21 protein-coding genes and 1 tRNA gene are annotated in these 20664 nt (G+C 70.8%); 11 read left to right on the top strand and 11 right to left on the bottom strand.

Translation table 11 applies throughout. The features are described from left to right. Positions 1 to 43: 43 nt before the first annotated feature. From pheA to CLV63_RS05320, 6 genes are all read right to left on the bottom strand, one after another. Positions 44 to 988, bottom strand: coding sequence for a prephenate dehydratase (gene pheA / locus CLV63_RS05345; RefSeq protein WP_106581775.1), 945 nt, complete (start codon positions 986 to 988; stop codon positions 44 to 46). Between the two features lie 74 nt (positions 989 to 1062). Beyond that, positions 1063 to 1716 carry a DUF4446 family protein gene (locus tag CLV63_RS05340; RefSeq protein WP_245928592.1) on the bottom strand — a complete coding sequence of 218 codons (654 nt, stop codon included), beginning with the start codon at positions 1714 to 1716 and terminating at the stop codon, positions 1063 to 1065. A gap of 16 nt (positions 1717 to 1732) precedes the next feature. Continuing rightward, complete coding sequence (locus CLV63_RS05335) at positions 1733 to 2584, bottom strand: glycosyltransferase (protein ID WP_106581773.1); 852 nt, start codon at positions 2582 to 2584, stop codon at positions 1733 to 1735. Then, a complete protein-coding gene (locus tag CLV63_RS05330) occupies positions 2581 to 2937 on the bottom strand; it encodes an STAS domain-containing protein (RefSeq protein ID WP_106581772.1) in 357 nt (118 codons plus the stop codon). Before CLV63_RS05330 ends, CLV63_RS05335 begins: the two co-directional genes overlap by 4 nt. 164 nt (positions 2938 to 3101) lie before the next feature. Then, positions 3102 to 3644, bottom strand: coding sequence for an ATP-binding protein (locus CLV63_RS05325; protein WP_106581771.1), 543 nt, complete (start codon positions 3642 to 3644; stop codon positions 3102 to 3104). A gap of 89 nt (positions 3645 to 3733) precedes the next feature. Then, positions 3734 to 5608 (bottom strand): PAS domain S-box protein, encoded by a 1875-nt coding sequence (locus CLV63_RS05320; RefSeq protein WP_245928591.1) that lies wholly within the window; start codon positions 5606 to 5608, stop codon positions 3734 to 3736. A 149-nt stretch (positions 5609 to 5757) separates the two neighbouring features. Between CLV63_RS05320 and CLV63_RS05315 the strand changes: the two genes are divergently transcribed. Further along, positions 5758 to 6294 (top strand): methylated-DNA--[protein]-cysteine S-methyltransferase, encoded by a 537-nt coding sequence (locus tag CLV63_RS05315; RefSeq protein ID WP_211301173.1) that lies wholly within the window; start codon positions 5758 to 5760, stop codon positions 6292 to 6294. A 19-nt stretch (positions 6295 to 6313) separates the two neighbouring features. Here the strand turns inward: CLV63_RS05315 and CLV63_RS05310 are convergent, their stop codons facing one another. Continuing rightward, complete coding sequence (locus tag CLV63_RS05310) at positions 6314 to 6646, bottom strand: rhodanese-like domain-containing protein (RefSeq protein WP_106581769.1); 333 nt, start codon at positions 6644 to 6646, stop codon at positions 6314 to 6316. Between the two features lie 99 nt (positions 6647 to 6745). On the opposite strand from CLV63_RS05310, the gene CLV63_RS05305 reads away from it, so the two are divergent. Further along, positions 6746 to 7315: an SSI family serine proteinase inhibitor gene (locus CLV63_RS05305; protein WP_106581768.1), complete on the top strand. Its 570-nt coding sequence runs from the start codon at positions 6746 to 6748 to the stop codon at positions 7313 to 7315. A 145-nt stretch (positions 7316 to 7460) separates the two neighbouring features. Here CLV63_RS05305 and CLV63_RS05300 read toward each other — a convergent pair. Beyond that, positions 7461 to 7543 (bottom strand) — tRNA-Leu (locus CLV63_RS05300). A gap of 215 nt (positions 7544 to 7758) precedes the next feature. On the opposite strand from CLV63_RS05300, the gene CLV63_RS05295 reads away from it, so the two are divergent. The 8 genes from CLV63_RS05295 to CLV63_RS05260 all read left to right on the top strand — a co-directional run bounded on the left by CLV63_RS05295 (position 7759) and on the right by CLV63_RS05260 (position 17338). Further along, on the top strand, positions 7759 to 8517 hold the full coding sequence (locus CLV63_RS05295) for an FhaA domain-containing protein (protein ID WP_449288800.1): 759 nt from the start codon (positions 7759 to 7761) through the stop codon (positions 8515 to 8517). 289 nt (positions 8518 to 8806) lie between these two features. Further along, a complete protein-coding gene (locus CLV63_RS05290) occupies positions 8807 to 9319 on the top strand; it encodes an FHA domain-containing protein FhaB/FipA (RefSeq protein ID WP_170134154.1) in 513 nt (170 codons plus the stop codon). Continuing rightward, positions 9316 to 10707 (top strand): Stp1/IreP family PP2C-type Ser/Thr phosphatase, encoded by a 1392-nt coding sequence (locus tag CLV63_RS05285; protein ID WP_106581766.1) that lies wholly within the window; start codon positions 9316 to 9318, stop codon positions 10705 to 10707. Before CLV63_RS05290 ends, CLV63_RS05285 begins: the two co-directional genes overlap by 4 nt. Further along, positions 10708 to 12174: an FtsW/RodA/SpoVE family cell cycle protein gene (locus tag CLV63_RS05280; protein WP_106581765.1), complete on the top strand. Its 1467-nt coding sequence runs from the start codon at positions 10708 to 10710 to the stop codon at positions 12172 to 12174. It begins immediately after the preceding gene. Beyond that, positions 12171 to 13616 carry a peptidoglycan D,D-transpeptidase FtsI family protein gene (locus CLV63_RS05275; RefSeq protein ID WP_106581764.1) on the top strand — a complete coding sequence of 482 codons (1446 nt, stop codon included), beginning with the start codon at positions 12171 to 12173 and terminating at the stop codon, positions 13614 to 13616. Before CLV63_RS05280 ends, CLV63_RS05275 begins: the two co-directional genes overlap by 4 nt. Then, positions 13613 to 15112, top strand: a complete 1500-nt coding sequence (locus CLV63_RS05270; protein ID WP_106581763.1) for a serine/threonine-protein kinase — start codon at positions 13613 to 13615, stop codon at positions 15110 to 15112. The genes CLV63_RS05275 and CLV63_RS05270 overlap by 4 nt, the downstream gene beginning before the upstream one ends. Before the next feature lie 53 nt (positions 15113 to 15165). Continuing rightward, positions 15166 to 16944, top strand: coding sequence for a Stk1 family PASTA domain-containing Ser/Thr kinase (gene pknB / locus CLV63_RS05265; protein WP_106581762.1), 1779 nt, complete (start codon positions 15166 to 15168; stop codon positions 16942 to 16944). Between the two features lie 139 nt (positions 16945 to 17083). Next, positions 17084 to 17338 carry a cell division protein CrgA gene (locus CLV63_RS05260; RefSeq protein ID WP_106581761.1) on the top strand — a complete coding sequence of 85 codons (255 nt, stop codon included), beginning with the start codon at positions 17084 to 17086 and terminating at the stop codon, positions 17336 to 17338. A gap of 234 nt (positions 17339 to 17572) precedes the next feature. Here the strand turns inward: CLV63_RS05260 and CLV63_RS05255 are convergent, their stop codons facing one another. Both CLV63_RS05255 and CLV63_RS05250 read right to left on the bottom strand, forming a co-directional pair. Further along, entirely contained in the window at positions 17573 to 18460 is an 888-nt protein-coding gene (locus CLV63_RS05255; RefSeq protein WP_211301172.1) for a rhomboid family intramembrane serine protease, read from the bottom strand. Positions 18461 to 18503: 43 nt separating this feature from the next. After that, the gene (locus tag CLV63_RS05250; protein ID WP_106581760.1) at positions 18504 to 19028 is read right to left on the bottom strand and encodes a peptidylprolyl isomerase; all 525 of its coding nucleotides are present in this window, start codon (positions 19026 to 19028) and stop codon (positions 18504 to 18506) included. Positions 19029 to 19298: 270 nt separating this feature from the next. On the opposite strand from CLV63_RS05250, the gene CLV63_RS05245 reads away from it, so the two are divergent. After that, positions 19299 to 19877, top strand: a complete 579-nt coding sequence (locus tag CLV63_RS05245; RefSeq protein WP_106581759.1) for a YtxH domain-containing protein — start codon at positions 19299 to 19301, stop codon at positions 19875 to 19877. Between the two features lie 129 nt (positions 19878 to 20006). Here the strand turns inward: CLV63_RS05245 and CLV63_RS05240 are convergent, their stop codons facing one another. Next, positions 20007 to 20642 carry a DUF1707 and DUF4870 domain-containing protein gene (locus tag CLV63_RS05240; protein ID WP_170134153.1) on the bottom strand — a complete coding sequence of 212 codons (636 nt, stop codon included), beginning with the start codon at positions 20640 to 20642 and terminating at the stop codon, positions 20007 to 20009. Between the last annotated feature and the right edge of the window lie 22 nt (positions 20643 to 20664).

The raw sequence follows: 20664 nt of genomic DNA, 5'->3' as shown, positions 1-20664 counted from the left end.
AGGATACGTCGCGCGGCCCCGCCGGAACCAGGCCGGAACCGGGTCAGGCCACCTGCCCCGCGCGGATGTGCGCGAGCCACTGCTCGGCCTCGTGGAAGTCGGCGTTGCTGGTACCCCGGGCGGGCATGAACGGGGTCAGTTCGGTATCGGCGTCGGCGCGCGGATAGCTGCCGAGGAAGCGGATGTCCTTGCAGATGCGGCGCAGGCCCATGAGGGCCTCGCCGACCCTCGCCTCGGCGACGTGGCCGTCGGCGTCGAGGCAGAAGCAGTACCTGCCCAGGCCGTCGCCCGTGGGCCGCGACTCCAGCCGGGTCAGGTTCACCCCGCGGACCGCGAACTGGTCGAGCAGCTCGACCAGTGCGCCGGGGTGGTCGTCGGAGAGGAACGCGACCAGCGAGGTGCGGTCGGCGCCGGTCGGCGCGGGCAGCGGCCCCGGGCGCACCAGGTGCACGAACCGGGTGGCGGCGTCGGAGCGGTCGCCGACCCCCTCGGCGACGGCGGTCAGGTGGTAGCGCTCCCCTGCGACGCGCGCGGCGATGGCGGCGTCGTAGGGCGCGCCGGGTTCGGCGACCGCGCGGGCCGCCGCGGCGGTCGACGACACCGTGAACGTCTCGGCGTCGGGAAGGTGCTCGGCGAGCCAGCCCCGGCACTGGGCCAGGGCGTGCGCGTGCGTGGCGACCCGTTTGACGTCGGCGAGCCGCACACCCTCGCGCGCGAACAGGGTGAACTCCACGGGCACCGCGACCTCGGCCGCGATGAGCAGCGGCGCGCCGTTGATGAGCTCGGCGATGGTGGCCGTGACCCCGCCCTCGACGGAGTTCTCCAGCGGGGCGACACCGCTGTCGGCCGCGCCGCTGCGCACGGCGGCGAACACCGCGTCGACACCGGAGCAGGGGATGAACTCACCGGACTCGTCGGGCCGGAGTGCCCGCAGTGCGGCTTCGGTGAACGTTCCCTCGGGCCCGAGATAGGCGTAGCGGTTCGGCATATCTCGCAGGCTATACCCGTGGCCAGCACCGATGCCGATGAACTGGTACTGGGCCCCGCGGCGGCCGGGCTCCGCTATCCCTTCGCGGCCTTGGACGACGCGCGCCGCCGGCCCGCGCCGCGCCCCGCCTCGGCCGGGGCGCCGCCGTCCGCGTCCTCGGTGTCGGCAGCGGCCGGCTCGGACGGCTCGGCCCGTTCGGCCGGTTCGCCTTGGGCGGGGACCACGGACACCTGCCGGGCGGCCTCGTCGGGCGCCTCGGCCTCGGGATCGGCGGCCCGCACGGGCGGGACGAGCGGCCCGGCGGCGGACCGGCCCGGCCCGGACACCGGGGCACCGCTGGGGCCCTGGCCGAGCCGTGCGGCGCGGATTGCGCGGTACTCCTCGGGTGACAGCACCTCGGCGGACTCGCCGCCCGCGACGGACTTGGCGTAGGTGCGGGACTCGGTGCGGCCGTTGATGGAGGTGAGCACCACGCCGTCGCCCGCGGAGCTCAGCAGCGCCATCGAGAACGAGCGCGCGCCGCTCATCTCCTCCAGCGCGTCGTAGCGCACCACGGCGACGTCGCGGACGGCGCGGACGTCGATGCCGCCGGAATCGGGGACGAGCCGCTGGACCACGGCACGGCAGTCGTCAACGGCGGAACGGGACCTCTGGAAGGCGAAGCCGCTGAGGAGGAGTCCGGCGATACCGCACAGCGCCCCTGCGACGGCCATGATGGTTAAAGTCACACGGCGAGCGTAATGGTTACCGTCCGTCCATGTGCGGATACTTTTCGCGTACGGCGTGCCGAACCCGGGCGACCCCTCGCGAAACGGACGCGGCCGCGCTTCCCGCGGCCGTGCGTGCGCCGCTACGCACCGCCGGGACGACGGTCCGCACCGCGAGCGCCCGGCCGACATCGCGCAACTGGCGGGCGCGGTGCGCCTGCGCGGCGGGGCCGGTTCCGGTCGGACGGTGCTCCAGCGGCACCTCGACCTCCAGCACCTGGTGGCCGCGGCGCAGCAGGTCGATGGTGAGCGCGACCTCCACCCCGAACCCGGCCGCGAGCGGGCGCGCCGCCTCGAACGCCGCGCGGGTCATGCACCGCTGGCCGCTCAAGGGCTGCTCGGGCTCCCAGTCGGTGGCGCGCCTGACCCCGTCGCGGGCCAGCCGCAGGATGATCCCCTGCCCCGCCATGCGGCTGCGCGACGGTGGGAGCAGCGCGACGGTGACCGCCGCGGTGCCGGCGCGGACGGGGGCTATGAGAGGGGCCGCCAACGCGGCGCTCGCCCCGAGATCGGCGTCGAGGAACAGCAGGTGGCGGGGGAGCGCTGCGGTGCCGGCCGCCGCGGTGTGGGCCTCGATGAGCTGGACGCCCTCGGCCCCGCTCTCCATGGCCGCGCCCTTGCCGCGGGTGCGGCCGTGCCGCAGCACGCGGGCGCCGGCACCCGCTGCGGCGGCGACGGTGGAATCGGTGGAGCCGTCGTCGACGACCACGATGAGGTCGACGCCCGGCAGGGTGCGGGCGGCGCGCACCGTGGCCGCGACGCGGTCGGCCTCGTTCCGCGCGGCGATGACGGCGGCGATCGCCGCCCCAGGGCCGGCGGCCGGGGTCATTCGACCGCTGAGGTCCCTGCCGGCACCGGGATGGCGTCGGTGGAATCGAGGATCGTGAACACTCCGTCGAGCCCGGTGACCTGCAAGATCTTCATCACCGCCGGACGGGGTGCCGCGAGCTCGAACTCGCCGTCGCGTTCTCTGGCGCGCTTCATGGCGGACAACAGGACGTTCATGCCTGTGGAATCGCAGAAATCCACCCGCGACAGGTCCACCACCAGGCGGCGTGCTCCGTCGTCGAGCGAGTCGACGAGTCGGCTGTGCAGTTGCGGGGCCGTGTACAGGTCGATCTCACCGCGCACGGTTACCACCGCGCAACCATCGTGAGATCGACTCGATATCTTCAGTTCCACAGACGAGACTGTAGCGCTCCGCTTCAACACTAGCCACTTCGTCAACGGTGTTTCGGGACACGAGGTGATATCCGGCGATTAGCACCCTGGCCGCCGGGGAAGGGCGGAAAACCGGCCCCCGCGGAGCGGCCCCGGAGCCCGCTGCGCCACCGGCCCGCCGCCGGTCACAGGAAGGTCGGGACGTCCATCCTGCGGTCGGTGCCGGCACCGGCCCCGCGCGCGGGGTCGTCGGCCGCCGCCGGCTCCGACGACACCGATCCGCCCAGGTCGAGGTCCTCGACGGGGAGCTCCACCACCGCCCAGACGGTCGTGGTGTCGTCGTCGACCTCGGTACCCCACTTGGCCGCCAGGCACTGCACGATCCCCAACCCACGGCCGCCGAGGGCGGAGAGCGACGGGCGGGCGATCCGCGGCAGGGTCTCGGCCCCGCCGTCGCAGACCGAGATCTCGATCCAGCCGCCGGCGTCCGTCGCGCGCGGCTCGATCACGAGCCGCCACGAGATCTGCACCGACTCGGCGGGGAAGGGCGGCGGCAGCGGCGCGGCGTGCCGCAGCGCGTTGCTCAGCAGTTCACTGACGATCAGCGCGGCGTCGTCCACCTTCGCGTCCAGCACCCCGGACGAGTGCAGGTCGGAGCTCAGGTGCTGGCGCGCTTCGGTGACACTCGACGGCGCATGTGGCAGCAGTACGGCCCTCGACACGTCCATCTCCTAACCCGGCTCCACCTGGTCCCACCAGGGCCGAAATGCCCCGTTCACGCCCGTTGGAAACCCGCGTCGGGCCGTGACATAACCCCTCATCGCGCCCCCGGCTCCGCGGCATCGCCCTCCGGGAGGCGCGGCAGGGTGAACCGCATCGCCGTCCCCTCCGGCTCCTTCGCACGCGCGGTGATATCGCCGTTCTGCGCCCGCGCGAGCCTGCGCACGATGAACAGCCCCAGCCCGAGGCCCCCGAACCGGCGCCGATCGCCGACCTCGCCCTGCACGAAGCGCTCGAAGACGCGCTCCTCCTCGCCGGGCCGGATCCCGACACCGTCGTCCTCGACCGTTACGGTCACCGTGGTCTCTCCCGTTTCGGCCCGGACCGCGATGCGCCCGCCGCCGGGCGAGTACTTGAGCGCGTTCTCCAGCAGCTGGCCCATGATGACGTCGACGCTCGGCGGGTCGCCGAGCGCGTACGGCAGCGGGTCGGGCAGGTCCAGCACCAGCTCGTGGTGGTCCGACAGCACCCCGAACGCGGTGACCGCGTCGTGCAGCCGCCGCCCGAGGTCGAACGGCACGGCGCTCAGGTCGAGGTCGTCCTCCCCCGCCCTCGACCCCACCAGCAGGCTCTCGACCAGGTGGCTGAGGCTCGTGGAGCGCTCCTCGATGATGGTGACGGCGTCGAGCCGCGCCTCCTCGCTGAGCCGGCCCCACTTCTGGGTCAGCGTGTTCGCGAAGCCCTTCACCACGGTGATGGGCGTGCGCAGCTCGTGGCTGGTCGTCGCGAGGAAGAGGTCCTTCTCCTCCTCCAGCGCCTTGGCCTGGGTGACGTCGCGGAAGTCCACCACGCTCTCGTCGGTGGCGGGGATGTCGGCCACCAGGATCTCCAGCCAGCGCCCGTTGGCGAGCCGGTGCGAAATGGGTTCGCGCGGCCCCTCGGGCAGCGGGAACGGGGGCGGCGCCCCGACGACCTCGGCGGTGTCGAGCCCGGTCAGCTCCGCGGCGGCGCGGTTCCACTTGCGGACGTTGCCCGCCCGGTCGAGGACCGCGATGCCGTCGGCGCTGGCCTCGACCACGGCGGTCTCGTGGGCGCGCTGCCGCACGATCTCCTGGTAGGCCATCGCGTTGCCCAGCGCGACGCCGGCGTGCGCCGCGAGCAGCTCCAGCAGCTCCAACTCCAGGTGCCCGACCTTGCGCTTGCTGTAGAGCGCGTACAGGGCGCCGTAGGGGCGGCCCTGCACGTTCGACACCCCCAGCGCGATGGTGTGCAGGCCGCGCAGGTCGGTCCAGATCAGGTCGTCGAGGCTCCGGGTGTCGCTGTTGGCGAGGAGGACGGTCTTGCCGCTGCGCAGCAACTCCCCGAACAGGCTCTCGTCGAGCTTGGACGAGAAGTCCAGCAGCCGCTCGGAGAGGCGGGTGATGCTGGCGAGCCGCAGCTTGTCGTCCTCGATGAGCACGAACCCGCCGGCGTCGGCGCCGGTCAGCTCGGTCAGGCTGTGGGTGATGCGGTTGAGCACGGTCGACAGGTCGAGATCGCCGTTGATGTCGGCGACCACATCGGTCAGCCGGCGGACCAGCCGCGCCCGTTCGGCGGACTGCACCTCGTCGGACTTGGAGTCGTAGCTGCGGAACGCGCACACCCAGCCGTGGACCCCGCCATCGGCGCCGGGGACGCTGCTGGCGTCGACCCGGACATCGAGGCGGCGGCCGTCGCGGTGCAGCCGCTTGGTGACGATCGACAGCGGCCCGCCTTCGCGCACCCGCTCCAGCACCGCGTGGTACTCCGCCATGAGCTCCTGCGGGACGATCGGCGGGTGGTCGGCGACGACGTCCTCGGCGCGCCAGCCGAACATCCGCTCCGCCGCCGGGTTCCACACCACCACCCGGAGGTCGCTGTCGACGGCGACGATCGCGTTGGCGGCGCTCGCCAGCACGGATTCGGCGGTGAGGGCCGAAGCGTTGTACGTCACGTGGTCATAGTGCCATCGCTGCCGCCGCATGAGGCAGTCGAATGCTCGGGTTGGATCCGTTCCGTGACCCGCTGCGCGCCGTACGCCGCTGACCAGGTAATCCATGGAATCCTCTGGTCACAGCGACGGCCGAGCGGGAGGAGGATGACGTGACGGTGAACCCGGTCCGGCGGCCCGCGGGCGCCGACATCGCGCGGGCGGCGGCGGAGACACCGGTGGGGCGGCTCTTCCTCGCCGCGACCGACCGCGGCCTCGCCGCGTGCACCTTCGAACCGGAGTCGGCCGTGATCCCGCGGCTGGACCGGGCCGGCTCCCCCGGCGGTCCGGCCGACATCGAGGCGCTGGACCTGGCGCGCCGCGAACTCGACGGGTACTTCGCCGGCCGCCTCACGGTTTTCACGGTCCCCTGCGACCTGCGCTCGGCGAGCGACTTCAGCCGCATGGCACTGGTGGAGCTGCGCCGGGTGCCGTTCGGTTCGACGCTGACCGCAGACGAACTCGCCCAGCGGATCGGCAGGGGCCGCGCGGTGCGGGCCATCGGCAACACCCTCGCGACGAACCCCCTGTGCGTGGTGCTGCCGTGCCACCGGGTGGTCCCCCGCGGCTACCCGGCCGAGGTGGGGACCCACCCGGGCGGCGCGGCGGTCAAGCGCCACCTGCTGGCGCTGGAGGGCGCGGCGGCATGACGCACGCGGGGGCCGGGGGTCAGACGACGGCGGGGTCGGCTCCGGTGTCACTGGTCATGTCGCGCCCCGCGAGCGCCCAGGCGCTCATGCCCCCGGCGACGTTCGCAGCGGTCCAGCCGGCGTCGTTGAGGGCCCGCACGGCCTGGGCCGAGCGGCCGCCGACCCGGCACACGACGTAGACCTGGCGGTCGCGCGGCACCTCGGCGGCACGCTGGGCGAGCTCGCCCAACGGGATGTGCACGGCGCTGGGCGCGTGCCCTGCCCGCCATTCGTCGGCCTCCCTGACATCGAGCAGGTAGCCGTCGGCCGGGACGGTGGAGACCTCCACCACCGGCACGCTCGATCCGAACACGCGGTGATCCTTCCGTCGCTGTGATGCGCGGCCGTGCGCCACGGCCCGCGGAGTGCCGGCGGGTGGAACCCCGGCCGCGCCCTCCGCGTCCAACAGGGTATGCGCACGTACAGCAGGACGACCGCGCTGGTCCCGGCCGCCGCGCTCGCCGCCCTCGGCTTCCTCGCCGGCGGCTGCGGCAACGGCGCCGGCGAGGTCGCCGACGCCCCCGGTCCCGCGGAGTCCGCCTCGGAGTCCCCTGGCTCCGCCGCCCCGTCCGAATCCCCGACCGAATCCGCGACGGACGCGCCCGGCAAGGGCGAGCCGTCCAAGAGCCCCGACGACGGCGGCTCCGCCGCCAAGACCGACCTGACCATCGACATCAAGGTCGACGACGCCGAGCAGGGAGCGGGGGCCGCCGTGAAGCCGGCCACCTGGACCCTCACGTGCTCGCCCGTCGGCGGCGACCACCCCGACCCCAAGGCCGCCTGCGCGAAGCTCGACAAGGTGGGCACCAAGGGGTTCGCCCCGGTCCCCGAGAACAAGCCCTGCACGCAGATCATGGGCGGCCCCGAGGTCGCGAAGGTCACAGGGCGCCTCGACGGCGACAAGATCGACACGGAGTTCACCAAGGCCGGCGGCTGCGAACTGAACCGCTACAAGGAAATGGGCTCGGTCCTGGCCCCCTAAGAGCCCGAGCGCACGGGTCCCGCCGCGCCCGCGAACCGGCGGGGACCGTGCGCCTGGCGGAAAAACGGCGAAGGCCCCGGTAACCTGGAACTGATCCAGGTCACCGGGGCCTTGCTCACCGGCCGAACCGACCGGCCCGACTCTGTGGGCGAGGAGGGATTTGAACCCTCACATCCGTTAGGACACACGGACCTGAACCGTGCGCGTCTACCGTTCCGCCACCCGCCCGATGACATATACCTGTGTTGTCCCTCCGGTAAGGTCCGGTTGTCCCGGTCCAACCTTTCGACAACGGGTACAAGATTAGCACGGTGATCACCGCGGTCGCGCATGGATTATCCGGACCAGGCGCGACCATGGATACGCGGGCACAGGTGAAGCGGAGGGCGGTATTGCACGGATACGATCGAGTCTCATCGGGATTGGAGTAAGGGAGGGACCTCGTGGGAGTGCTCCAACGCTTCGAGCGACGGCTCGAAGGCATGATCGAAGGCACCTTCGCGCGGGCTTTCAAATCGGAACTCCAGCCCGTCGAGGTGGCCAGCGCCGTGCAGCGGGAGATGGACGAACGCGCCGCGATCGTCGCCCAGGGCCGCACACTGGTGCCCAACGACTTCGTTGTCGAGCTTTCGAGCAGCGACAAGGAGCGGCTGGAGGTTCTGGGCGAAAGCCTTGGACAGGAACTGTCGAAGTTGGCGCGTGAATACGCCACCGAGCAGGGCTACTCGTTCGTGGGCCCGGTACGGGTCCGCTTCGACGCGTCCGACGACCTACAGACCGGGCGATTCCGCATCCGGTCCGGCGTCATCCGCGGGTCCACGGTCGAAAGCGGGGAGATTCGGCAGCCGGTCGTCGACCAGCACCGCGAAGCGCCGCCGGCCCAGGGCCACCCGCGGCTGCTGCTGTCACCGGGCAACGCCCGCGAAGGCGACCCCGCCTCACAGGGCATGCAGCAGTCGTACGAACTGAACGCGCAGGTGACGCTGCTGGGCCGGGGGACCGACTGCGACCTCCGGCTGGTGGACAACGGCGTCTCACGGCACCACGCCGAGATCCGGGTCGAGGACGTCGACGCCGTACTGGTCGACCTCGGCTCGACGAACGGCACGTTCGTCAACGGCCAGCAGGTCAAACGCGCGCGCCTGGTCGATGGGACCCGGATCAGCCTCGGGCGGACCATCATGACGTTCCGCAGGGACTGAGCGGGGCCCGCACCAACGGCCGATCGGAGATTCGAGGGAGCGGATGCACGGCTCTACGCGTCCAAGGAACGCGGCATCTCTCGAATCTCCGGGGTGTCATCCATGGAAGAACCCTCCACTTACGAAGACCTCCCCTCAGGTCTTGACGAGTCGGGCACAATAACCGGGTCCAGTGGGCCGATTCGGCTCTTCGACGCGGCCCGGGCATCGACCGATGCGTGGTAAAGCGGTGGCGGCGCCGATGACCGCTCACCCAGCCGGAGCACGACAGGGGCTGAAGAGCACTGCAATGTCCGATCTGACCCTCATGCTGATCAAGCTCGCGTTCCTCGCGGTGCTGTGGCTCTTCGTCATCATGGCGGTCGGTGTCATCCGCACCGACCTCTTCGGCCCCTCGGCGAAGAAGAAGTCGAAGAGATCCGCGAAGCAGGCGCGGCAGTCGCGCGACGACGCCCCCCGGCGCGCCAAGCCGGCGCCCACCCGTGCTCCCAAGGGCCGCCGCAACGAGCCGCAGTCCCTTGTCGTGACCAAGGGCCCGCTCGCCGGCACCACGCTGAGCCTCGGCTCGGCACCCATCCTCATCGGCCGCGCCAAGGACGCCACCCTCGTCATCAACGACGACTACGCCTCCGGACGGCACGCCCGCATCTACTCTTCCAACGACCAGTGGGTCGTCGAAGACCTCGGCTCGACGAACGGCACCTACCTCGGCCAGCAGCGGCTGGCCAAGGAGGACCCCCAACCGATCACCATCGGGCAGCCCATCCGCATTGGCAAGACCTTCCTGGAACTGCGCAAATGACAATCGCTCTCCGATACGCGGCGTACTCCGACGTGGGTTGCCTCAGAGAAGGCAACGAAGACTCCGCCTACGCCGGACCGAACCTCCTCGCGGTCGCCGACGGCATGGGCGGGCACGCCGGCGGCGAGATCGCCAGCGCCATCGCCATCTCCGCGCTCACGCCGCTCGACGACGACGGCCCCGGCAACGAGATGGTCGACGCACTGGAGCGAGCTGTCGAGCAGGCCAACACCCAGCTCTCCGAGCGCGTGGCCGAGGAGCCGCAACTGGAGAACATGGGCACCACGCTGACCGCCATGCTGTGGTCCGGCGCGCGGGTCGCCCTGCTGCACGTCGGGGACTCCCGGGCCTACCTCCTCCGCGACGACGAGTTCGGGCAGATCACCCACGACCACACCCTCGTCCAGACCCTCGTCGACGAAGGCAAGATCACCGAGGACGAGGTCGCCACCCACCCGCAGCGCTCGCTCCTGCTGCGCGCGCTCGACGGCCGCAGCCGGGTCGACCCCGACGTCTCGGTGCGCGAAGCGCGCGTGGGCGACCGCTACCTGCTCTGCTCCGACGGCCTTTCCGGCGTGGTCAGCGCCGAGACCATCAACGACACCCTGGTGGGCGAGGCCAACCCCGACGCCGTCGCGCGCCGGCTCATCGACCTCGCGAACCGGGGCGGCGGCCCCGACAACATCACCGCCGTCGTCGCCGACGTCATCGACACCGCGACCGACCCCCGCGGCGCGACCACCGAGATCATGGTCGTGGGGGCCGCCGACCAGCGCCGCGAACCGATCATGACCCCCGACACCCCCGCCGGGCGCGCCCAAGGGCTCAGCCGCAGCGGCGACACCGCCGAGATGGAGCGCATCCCCGCGTTCACCGGCGGCACGCCGCCCGGCGGCACGGGCGTCGACGACGACGATGACGACGACGAACCGCGCACCCGCCGCTGGTGGCCCATGGTGGTCACGTTCCTCGTCATCGTGGCCGTGCTCGCCGGGGCCGGGTACTACTTCGGCAAGCAGTACCTCGACAGCCAGTACTTCATCGGCCCGTCGACCGACCAGCAGAACGTCGCCATCTACCAGGGCATCAGCACCGACATCGCCGGCTACAGCCTCTCCACGCAGATCGAGGACTCCGAGATCCCCATCGCGATGCTGCCGGAGAACGAGCGCAACCAGGTCGCGGCGACCATCCCCATCACCGAGGGCGGGCGCGGCGGGGCCGACAAGCGCATCGAACAGCTCCGCGGCAAGTCCGAGGCATGCGAGGCCAAGCCGCAGTCGTGCGGGATCTCCGACTCCAAGGGCGGCGAGCCGAAGGACGAGCCCTCCTCCGGCCGCGGCCCCGATGAGCCCGGGACGGCCCAGGAACCGACCGGAGGTCAGTAGATGACCAACGCCCTGTCCACGCAACTTCCCCCAGTCAAGCGGCGCAACGCCGAACTGGTGATGGTGCTGGTCGCGGTCGGCATCACCCTGTTCGCCATGATCGAGACCGGGCTCACCCGCAACGGCGAACTGCCCGGCGACCTGTTCCTCTACGGCGGGCTGTTCGGCGGCCTGGCGATCCTCGCGCACGTCTTCATCCGCTTCTTCGCGCCCTACGCCGACCCCCTGCTGCTGCCGCTCGCGGTGCTGCTGAACGGCCTCGGCATGGCGATGCTGTACCGGCTGTTCGAGTCGACCTGGCACAACCTCTCGGGCGCGAAGCTCGAAGAGGCCATGGAGAGCGGCAGCGCCTCCGGCCAGCTCCAGTGGACCGCGCTGAGCCTCGTGGTCTTCGCGGTGATCGTGTACTTCCTCAAGGAGCCGCGGGTCCTCCAGCGCTACCCGTACATCATGGCGCTGGGCGCGGTCGTCCTGCTGATGCTGCCGCTCATCCCCGGCCTCGGCGCCACCATCAACGGCGCCCGCCAGTGGGTCGTCGTCGCCGGCAACTCGCTGCAACCCTCGGAGTTCGCCAAGATCGCGCTGGTCATCTTCCTCTCGGGGTACATGGTGACAAAGCGCGATGTGCTGTCGCTCGCGAGCAAGCGCATCAAGGTCGGCAACTTCAAGATCATGGACCTCCCCCGCATGCGCGACCTCGCGCCCATGGCGGTCATGTGGGGGTTCTGCATCGTCGTCCTGGTCATCCTGATGAACGACCTCGGCAGCTCGCTGATGCTGTTCGGCACCTTCCTCGCGATGATCTACGTGGCCACCGAGCGGGGATCGTGGATCGTCATCGGGCTCGTCGCGTTCTTCGGCGCCTGCACCCTGCTCTACCCGTTCGTCTCGCACTTCCGGGTGCGCATGGTCACCTGGCTCGACGCCTTCAACCCGCAGGTGTACTGCACCGACGAGTTCCTGAACAACCCCGATGCGTTCTGCGGCGGCGGCTCCACCAGCCAGCAGCTCGTCAAGGGCCTGTTCGCCCTGGCCGAGGGCGGCATCACCGGCACCGGCATGGGCGGCGGCAAGCCCGCCAACGTCCCCGAGATCCAGAACGACTTCATCTTCGCCGCGTTCGGCGAGGAACTCGGGCTCACCGGCATCATGGTGATGCTGCTGGCGCTGGCGCTCCTGGCGCAGCGCGGCATGCGCATCGCGCTGGCGTCCAAGGAGCTGTTCGTCAAGATGTTCGCGTCGGGCATCTCGTTCCTGATCGCGTTCCAGTCCTTCGTCGTCATCGGGGGCGTCACCCGCGTCATCCCGATGACCGGCGCCACCATCCCCTTCGTCGCCAAGGGCGGATCCGCACTGCTATCGAGCTACATCATGCTCGCGCTGCTGGTGCGGATGAGCCACAACGCACGCAAGCCTGCCCCGCAGGCGATCCAGGATGAGGGGGCAACCCAGGTGTTTTCCCGATGAACAAGCCGATCCGCCGCCTCGCCGTCTTCGCCATGGCGCTGTTCGGCGTGCTGCTGCTCAACGTCACCTACATCCAGGCCATCCAGGCCGAGGACCTCCAGACCCACCCGTTCAACGCCCGGCAGTTCGCCGACCGCATGGTCCAGCCCCGCGGGCCGATCATCATCGGCGGCGAGAAGGTCGCGTACTCCAAGAAGATCAAGAACGACGACAAGTACCAGCGCCACTACGAGAACGGCCAGAACTACGGCCACGTCACCGGCGCGTTCACCCCCATCGGCGCCACCGGCCTGGAGAAGGCCGACAACGCGCTGCTGAACGGCAGCGACGACCGCCTCGTCGTGCGCAACTTCCTCGACATGCTCACCGGCAAGGAGCAGCAGGGCGCGAGCCTGGAGCTCACCATCCAGCCCAAGGCGCAGCAGGCGGCCATCGACGGCCTCGGCGCCACCGGCAAGCGCGGCGCGGCGGTCGCACTCGACCCCACGACCGGCGCCGTCCTCGCCTCGGCGTCGCTGCCGTCCTACGACCCCAGCGACATCTCCAGCGTCACCAACGACAAGGAGCGCGCGGCGAACTTCGAGCGGCTGGAGAAGGACGAGAGCCGCCCCATGGTCAACCGGGCGTTCAGCGAGACCTACTTCCCCGGCTCGACCTTCAAGATCGTGACCGCCGCCGCAGCGCTGGAGAACGGCGCGAGCCCCGACAGCACCCAAGAGGCCCCCGACGAGCTCACGCTGCCCCAGGGCGGCACGCTGCCCAACGCCGGCGGCGGCTCCTGCAACGGCGGCTCGCCCGACACGCTGTCGCACTCCATCGAGATGTCCTGCAACACCTCCATGGCCAACTGGGCCATCTCGCTCGGCGAGGGCAAGATGGAGGAGCAGGCCAAGAAGTTCGGGTTCAACACCCCTGGCCTGAAGATCCCCACCGACATCGCCACGAGCAAGTACCCTACGGGTCTGAACGGTTCGCAGCTCGGCCAGACCGGCATCGGGCAGTTCGACGTCCGCGCCACCCCGCTGCAAATGGCCATGGTCGCCGGCGCCGTCGCCAACGGCGGCGACGTCATGAAGCCCTACCTTGTCGAGGAGGCCAAGGCCCCCGACCTGTCGCGGATCGAGAAGGGCGGCGGTGAGACCCTCACCAGCGCCGTGAGTTCCGGCACGGCCGATTCGCTCAAGGAAATGATGATCGGGGTCACCGAGGGCGCCGACGCGTCCGGGCCGAACGCGAAGATCCCCGGCATGCAGGTCGCAGGCAAGACCGGCACCGCCGAGACCGGCGAAGGCGCGAACAGCCACAACTGGTTCATTTCCTTCGCGCCGGCCGACGACCCCCAGGTCGCCGTCGCCGTGGTCGTCGAGAACGGCAACGCCAGCGGCGGCGAGGTCGCCGCGCCGATCGCGAAGTCGATGATGGAGGCAGTGATCACCCAGTGAGCGAGAACGACGCCGCGGGCGCGGGGCCCTCGGGCCCCGGCGACCTCACCGGCACCGTGCTCAGCGGCCGCTATCAGCTCGATGAGCAGATCGGCGCGGGTGGCATGGGCGAGGTGTGGCGGGCGACCGACATTCTCCTCAACCGCCCCGTCGCCGTGAAGATGCTGCATCCCGCGCAGATGGCCGACACCGTCTCGCGCGAGCGGTTCCGCGCCGAGGCGCGCATCACCGCCGGCCTCGCGCACCCCGGCGTCGCGCAGGTGTACGACTTCGGCGAGCAGGACCGGCACGCGTTCCTCGTCATGGAGCTGGTGGTCGGCGAGCCGCTGTCGTCGATCCTCAAGCGCAGCCCCGACGGGCTCGAACCCGGCGTCGCCCTGCACATCATCGAGCAGGCGGCCGGGGCATTGGCGGCCGCGCACGCGCGCGGCGTCGTCCACCGCGACATCAAGCCGGGCAACCTGCTGGTCACCGAAGAGGGCACGGTCAAGCTGACCGACTTCGGCATCGCGCGCGGCAACGAGTCGGTGACCCTCACCCAGACCGGCATGGTCATGGGCACCGCGCAGTACATCTCGCCGGAGCAGGCATCGGGCCGCCCGGCGTCGCACACCTCGGACGTCTACTCGCTCGGTGTCGTGGGCTACGAGTGCCTCGCCGGGCGCCCGCCGTTCACCTCCGACACCCCGCTGGCGCTCGCCCTCGCGCACACCAGGGAGCCCCCGCCGCCGCTGCCCGATCACGTCCCGGCGCAGGTGCGCGACCTCGTGGAGCGCATGCTGGAGAAGAGCCCGGAGGACCGCCCCGGCTCGGCGGCCGAGGTCGCCCAGCTGGCGCACCACCTGCGCACCGGCCAGGGGCCGGTGCTGAGCGGCGCGACCACCGCCATGAACATCGCCGACCTCGACCAGACCATGGTCGCCGGCATGGCCGACGGCGGTTCGCCCAGCACGCGCCCCGACGCCGTCGACCCCAGCGCGGTCCAAGGGGCGCGCGCCGCCGACGGCACTGGGGGCGGCACCGGTTCCTCCGATAGGCTCTCCTCCGGTTCCGACCGCAGAGCGCGACTGCCCGTGGTCCTCGCTGCGATCGCGGCCGTCGCCGTTGTGGTGGCCGGCGTGGTGCTGGCGGCGCAGCTCTGGGAAGGCCAGGGCGACAACGGACGCAAGGCCGGCGTCGAGACACCCACCAAGTCCCCCAGTCCCAGCCCCAGCCCCACACCGGACGGCGGCCAGGAAACCGAGGCCGACGACCCTCCGGCGCAGCAGCCCGAGAACCCGGACCCGCCGGAACAGACCCACGAACCCGAGCCGACGGACACCGAGACCACCACCGAGCCGCCCGACACACCCGATCCGCCGGAGCCCACCGACGACGGGGGCGGCGGCGACGGAGGCGAAGGCGGCCAGACCCCGCCGCCCGGAGAGGACAACAACGGCAACGGCCCGCCCGACCCCGAAGCCGGCGGCGGCAGGACGCAGCCCATCGTCCGTTGAGGCGACGGTGAATCCGCACCGTCCCGGTTGAGATGCGAGGAACAGTTCACGACATGTCACAGCCACGGCTACTCGGCGGCCGCTACGAACTCGACGTAGTCGTCGGGCGCGGTGGCATGGCCGAGGTCCACCGCGCGCGCGACCTCCGCCTCGACCGCCTTGTGGCGGTCAAGACACTGCGCCACGACCTGGCCCGCGATCACACGTTCCAAGCGCGATTCAGGCGCGAGGCGCAGTCGGCGGCCTCGTTGAACCACCCCTCGATCATCGCCGTGTACGACACCGGCGAGGACATGGTCGACGGCGTGTCGATCCCGTTCATCATCATGGAGTACGTCGACGGCCGGACCCTCAAGGAACTGCTCGACGACGACCGCCGCCTGCTCCCCGAGCGGACCGCCGAGATCACCGACGGCATCCTGCGCGCGCTGGAGTACAGCCACCGCAACGGCATCGTGCACCGCGACATCAAGCCGGCGAACGTCATGCTGACCCGGCAGGCCGAGGTCAAGGTCATGGACTTCGGCATCGCGCGGTCGATGAACGACAACCAGGCGACGATGACCCAGACCTCGCAGGTCATCGGCACCGCGCAGTACCTGTCGCCCGAGCAGGCGCGCGGCGAGCGCGTCGACCCCCGCAGTGACATCTACTCCACCGGGTGCGTGCTCTACGAACTGCTGACCGGCGGCCCGCCGTTCACCGGCGACTCCCCCGTGTCGATCGCCTACCAGCATGTGCGCGAGGACCCGGTGCCGCCGTCCCAGGTCGACCCCGAGGTCCCGGCGTGGATCGAGTCGATCGTGCTGCGCGCCATGACGAAGGACCGCGAGCACCGGTACCAGAGCGCCGAGGAGATGCGCGAGGACCTTCAGCGGGGCCTGCACGGCATGCCCACGGCAGCGTCCACCATGGTGGCGCCGGCCGTCGCCGCGGGCGGGGCGACCACCGCGCTGCCCCCGGTGAACCGCGATGACGACTACGACGATTACGACGACTACGACCGCCGCGGCAACGGCGCGAAGACCGCCGCGTGGATCGCCCTCGCCGTCGCGGTCCTCGCGTCCCTGATCCTCGTGGGCTGGCTGTTCATGCGCTCGGGGACCGACGAGCTCACGGTGCCCGATGTCGCTGGGCAGTCGGTGGCCGACGCCAAGAAGACCCTCTCCGACTCCGGCTTCAAGAACACCGACGAGGAGAAGGAGCAGAGCGACGACGTCGCCGCGGGCAAGGTCATCGAGACCAGTCCCGGCGAGGGCAGCGGCGCCGAGGAGGGCGACACGATCACGCTCGTGGTCTCCGCCGGCAGCGGCAAGGTGAAGGTGCCCGAGATCGTCGGCATGTCGCAGAGCGACGCCAACACCGAACTGAGCGACGCCGGCCTGTCCGCCGGCGCGGTCGAGTCGAAGGAGAGCGACCGCCCGCCGGGCGAGGTGCTGTCGTCCGACCCCACCCCCGGCTCGTCGGTGAAGAAGGGCTCCACGGTCAAGCTGGTGATCGCCAAGGCCGCGGAGAAGTCCACGGTGCCCGACGTCACCAACATGGCCAAGGACCAGGCCGAGCAGGCCATCACCGCCGCGGGGCTCAAGCCCGAGTTCTCGGAGGCCGAGAACGGCGACGTCGAACCGGGCACCGCCTTCGAGCAGAACCCGCGCGGCGGCACGGAGGTCGACCCCGACTCCAAGGTGACGGTGACCCTCGCCAAGGAGCCGGAGGAAGAGGAGTCGCCGGAACCGCCGCCCACATCGCCGAGCATCCCGCCCGACGACCCCGGCGGCGGCGTCGACCCGCCCGACTTCCCGTGGAGCACCGACCCCGGCCGACGCGATTGACCCCTGCCGTGGGGGCGCCGCACGGCGCCCTCACGGCGGCGGGCCGCGGGACGCACGCAGTCCCGTCGGCCCGCGCAGAGGGATAGACTGAATCACTCACCCGCAAAAAGCCCAGCCCATTCGTTTTGGAGCAGCGACCGTGCCCAAGTCCCGCAACGATCGCAAGAAGAAGGCGGTCTACACGCCGCCTCCCTCCGCCCAAAAGCCGAAGGTCAGTCCGCGCTGGCTGGCTCCGACCATGCTCACCTTCGGCATCCTCGGCATCTTGTGGATCGCGGTGTACTACGTCGCCGGCGGCTCGGTCCCCTACATGCGGGACCTCGGCAACTGGAACCTCGCCGTCGGCTTCAGCGGGATCATCATCTGCATCGGCCTGTCGACCCGCTGGCATTGATGCCCACAGGGTGACTCCGCCCGATTCCGCAGGGTTTCCGCAGGTCACTACGGATATTCACAAGTTATCCACAATCAATCACCTGGTTGTCCACAGAGTTATCCACAGGTTGTGGGTGACTCTGTTCGACATGTCCGACTCCGGCGCGGATCGGCACCCGGCCGCCTCCAGTCGCAGTGAAGGGCGGGCGCCCCTGGGGGCGCCCGCCCTTCACTGCGCCGTGTCGGAGCGGTGTCAGACCGCCCCGAGTGCCGCCGTGTTCGCCGCGACCGCCGCCACCAGCAGCACCGCCACCACGGCCGTGACGGCCGTGTGCAGCAGTGTGCGGGTGCGCGCGGCCCGCTGCCCGCTCGCGGCCCCCTGCGGAAGGTAGGCGTACGCCGCGCCGAGCAGCAGCCCGGTGATCAGCCCGCCGACGTGCGCGGTCCACGAGATCGCCGGGAAGAGGAACGTGATCACCAGGTTCACCGCCAGCAGGGCCACGATGAAACGTGTGTCGAGCTGGAGCCTGCGGCCGATGACGAACACCGCGCCGAACAGGCCGAAGACCGCGCCCGACGCGCCGACGGACGACTGCGCGGGGTCGAGCACGTAGGTCAGCACCGAGCCGCCGATGGCGCTGAGGACCCACAGGGCCGCGAACCGCACGTGCCCCAGCCACTGCTCCAACTGGGGGCCGACGATGTACATCGCGTACCCGTTGAACAGCAGGTGCATGACCCCGCCGTGCAGGAACGCCGCGGTGACCAGCCGGTACCACTCGCCGTGGTAGACGCCGGGCCCCCACATTGCGAACAGGGAGGTCGCCCCCGCCCCCGAGGACCCGTCGGTGGCCAGTTGCAGGACGAACCCGGCGACCATGAGCCCCAGCAGGGTGAAGCTGACGTAGGGCCGGCCGATGACGCGCCCGCCGAAGACGGTGCGGGCCTGGCGCACGCTCCTGCCGCCCTCGGCGACGCAGTCGACGCAGTGGAAGCCCACCGCCGCCTCGCGCATGCAGTCGGGGCAGATGGGCCGGTTGCAGCGCGTACAGCGGACGTAGGTCTCGCGGTCAGGGTGCCGGAAGCAGGTGGGCACCACCTGCGCGCCGGACTCCTCCCCGGGAGGGGTGGCTGCGTTCATTCCTGGTCCTGCTTCCCTGCGGAGGGGGCGGTGGGCGCCCGTGCTACTTGCGCACGATCTCGACGCTCTCGACGACGACGTCGTTGAGCGGGCGGTCCATCTGGTCGGTCTTCTCGGCAACGATGGAGTCGACCACGTCGGTTCCCTCGGCCACCTCGCCGAAGATGGTGTGCTTGTCGGTCAGCCAGTGTGTGGTCCCGACGGTGATGAAGAACTGCGAGCCGTTGGTGTTGGGGCCGGAGTTCGCCATGGCCAGCAGGTAGGGGCGGTCGAAGCTGAGGCCGTTGCGCACCTCGTCCTTGAACTTGTAGCCGGGGCCGCCGCGACCGCTGCCGAGAGGGTCGCCGCCCTGGATCATGAAGTCCGTGATGACCCGGTGGAAGATCGTGCCGTCGTACAGCTTCGCGTTGCTGTTCTCGCCGGTACGGGGGTCCACCCACTGCTTGGTGCCCTCGGCGAGCCCGACGAAGTTCTCGACCGTCTCGGGCGCCTTGTCAGCGAAGAGCTGGACGAGGATCTGGCCCTTGTTGGTGTTCAGCCGGGCGAAGAGCTGGGCGTTGTCGGACACCAGGGTGCCTTTCCGTTGGATTCGCTTACCGGGCCAACGTTACCGGCCCGGCCCCTGCGCCGACCGCACACCGCCGTCACTCAGGGGCAACCGGTGCGCACGGAGCGGGGTACAGCGTGTCAGAGTGTCCCCTGCACCCGAATAGCGACGTATCTTGAGATCACGCGAACATAACGAAAACGCTGATCCCCTTACGGCCCGGCGCCATGCATAGAGTCGGCGCTTTCGGGCAGAGGGCCTTTTATCAGCCTTAACGCAAAGGAGGTCGACGTGCCCATCACGTTGAAGCGTCGTCAGGGTGGGATCGACGCCGAGGCGACCCTGGCCCGTCTGCAGGAGATCGCACGCGAGCAGGCCGATCGGTTGGGCCCCTACGCCGACCAGGCTCGCGACAACGCCACCGCCCGCCTGAACCAGGCGCGTACGTGGACCGCTCCGCGGCTCGAAACGGCCGCACAGCGTGTCGAGGACACCGTCGCCCCCCGCGTCGCCGACCTCCTCAACGCGGCGGCGCACCGGGTCGAGCCGTCTCCGGTCAAGCGCGGCCTGCGCCGCGTCCCCCGGTCCGTGCTCATCGCCGGGGCCGTCACGCTCAGCGCTGCGGCGGTCTACGGGGTGCTGAAGCTGCGCCAGGCGTCGCAGGACGCCGAATGGCAGGAGAACCTCGACAACGCGCGCGAGCAGGTCCGCGAGACCCGCGACAAGCTCGCCACGAAGGCCAAGGAGACCACGGCCAAGGTCCGCGGCACGGCCGAGGAGGTGCGCGAGGACGCCAAGGAGGCGAAGGACATCGCCTCCGAGGGCGCCAAGGAGTCCGCGCAGGACCTCAACGGCCGCGTGAAGAAGTAGCGCCGCCCGCCGGTATCCCCGGACGCGCGATCGGGCCCCGCCGAACACGGCGGGGCCCGTCGTCGTTCTCAAGGCCGGGGCCGTCGCGCGCTCAGGCCGTCCGTCGCAGGGACGAGGGTCGGCGCGCGCTCAGGAGCCGGCGGAACGGGGGTCGTCGCGCACGGGCCGCCACGTGAACGGGTAGCGCCAGTCGAAGCCCATGAGCGCGGCCAGCCCGCCGAGCATCGGCAGGAAGACGAAGCCCAGCACCATGAACATGTAGATGAACACCGGGAACACCAGGATCCAGGCGACGGTCATGAGCACCGTGGCGGCGATCATGGTGATCTGGTAGTTCAGCGCCTCCATGGCCTGGCGCCGGATGAACGCGGAGGTGCGGCCCTTCAGGATCAGGACCAGCAGGGGGCCGAGCGCGAGCGTGAAGTAGCCGGAGACGTGCCCGCCGAACGCCCACGTGCGTTCGTCGCTGGTGGGCTGCGCCGCGGCGGGGGCGCCGCGGGACTCGGGGGCCGCGGGTTCCCCCGTGACCCGGAGGTCGCCGAACACCGGCTGGAGGTCGGCGCCGACCTTCGCGGCCATGACGGTGTTGAGCCGCTCCTCGAACTCGTCCTGGTCGAGTTGGCCGTCGGCGAAGGCGTCCTTGAGCCGGTCGGCGGCCGCGTCGCGGTCGGCGTGGGTGATGCGGAGCTGCGCCTGCGGGGTCTGCGGTGGATACCGCCCGAGTCCCCCCGAGTTCGGGGGACGCGATGGGTTGTACACAGCCACGTTCACTCCTTACCGGATCCGG

Source organism: Murinocardiopsis flavida (genome assembly GCF_003014485.1).
Lineage (GTDB): Bacteria > Actinomycetota > Actinomycetes > Streptosporangiales > Streptosporangiaceae > Murinocardiopsis > Murinocardiopsis flavida.
This window is presented reverse-complemented; position numbering and strand designations above follow the sequence as displayed.

Coding starts and splice junctions, on each gene's coding strand:
- pheA (WP_106581775.1), bottom strand. CDS start 988: ATGCCGAACCGCTACGCCTATCTCGGGCCCGAGGGAACGTTCACCGAA.
- CLV63_RS05335 (WP_106581773.1), bottom strand. CDS start 2,584: ATGACCCCGGCCGCCGGCCCTGGGGCGGCGATCGCCGCCGTCATCGCC.
- CLV63_RS05325 (WP_106581771.1), bottom strand. CDS start 3,644: ATGGACGTGTCGAGGGCCGTACTGCTGCCACATGCGCCGTCGAGTGTC.
- CLV63_RS05305 (WP_106581768.1), top strand. CDS start 6,746: ATGCGCACGTACAGCAGGACGACCGCGCTGGTCCCGGCCGCCGCGCTC.
- CLV63_RS05290 (WP_170134154.1), top strand. CDS start 8,807: ATGTCCGATCTGACCCTCATGCTGATCAAGCTCGCGTTCCTCGCGGTG.
- CLV63_RS05285 (WP_106581766.1), top strand. CDS start 9,316: ATGACAATCGCTCTCCGATACGCGGCGTACTCCGACGTGGGTTGCCTC.
- CLV63_RS05280 (WP_106581765.1), top strand. CDS start 10,708: ATGACCAACGCCCTGTCCACGCAACTTCCCCCAGTCAAGCGGCGCAAC.
- CLV63_RS05275 (WP_106581764.1), top strand. CDS start 12,171: ATGAACAAGCCGATCCGCCGCCTCGCCGTCTTCGCCATGGCGCTGTTC.
- pknB (WP_106581762.1), top strand. CDS start 15,166: ATGTCACAGCCACGGCTACTCGGCGGCCGCTACGAACTCGACGTAGTC.
- CLV63_RS05255 (WP_211301172.1), bottom strand. CDS start 18,460: ATGAACGCAGCCACCCCTCCCGGGGAGGAGTCCGGCGCGCAGGTGGTG.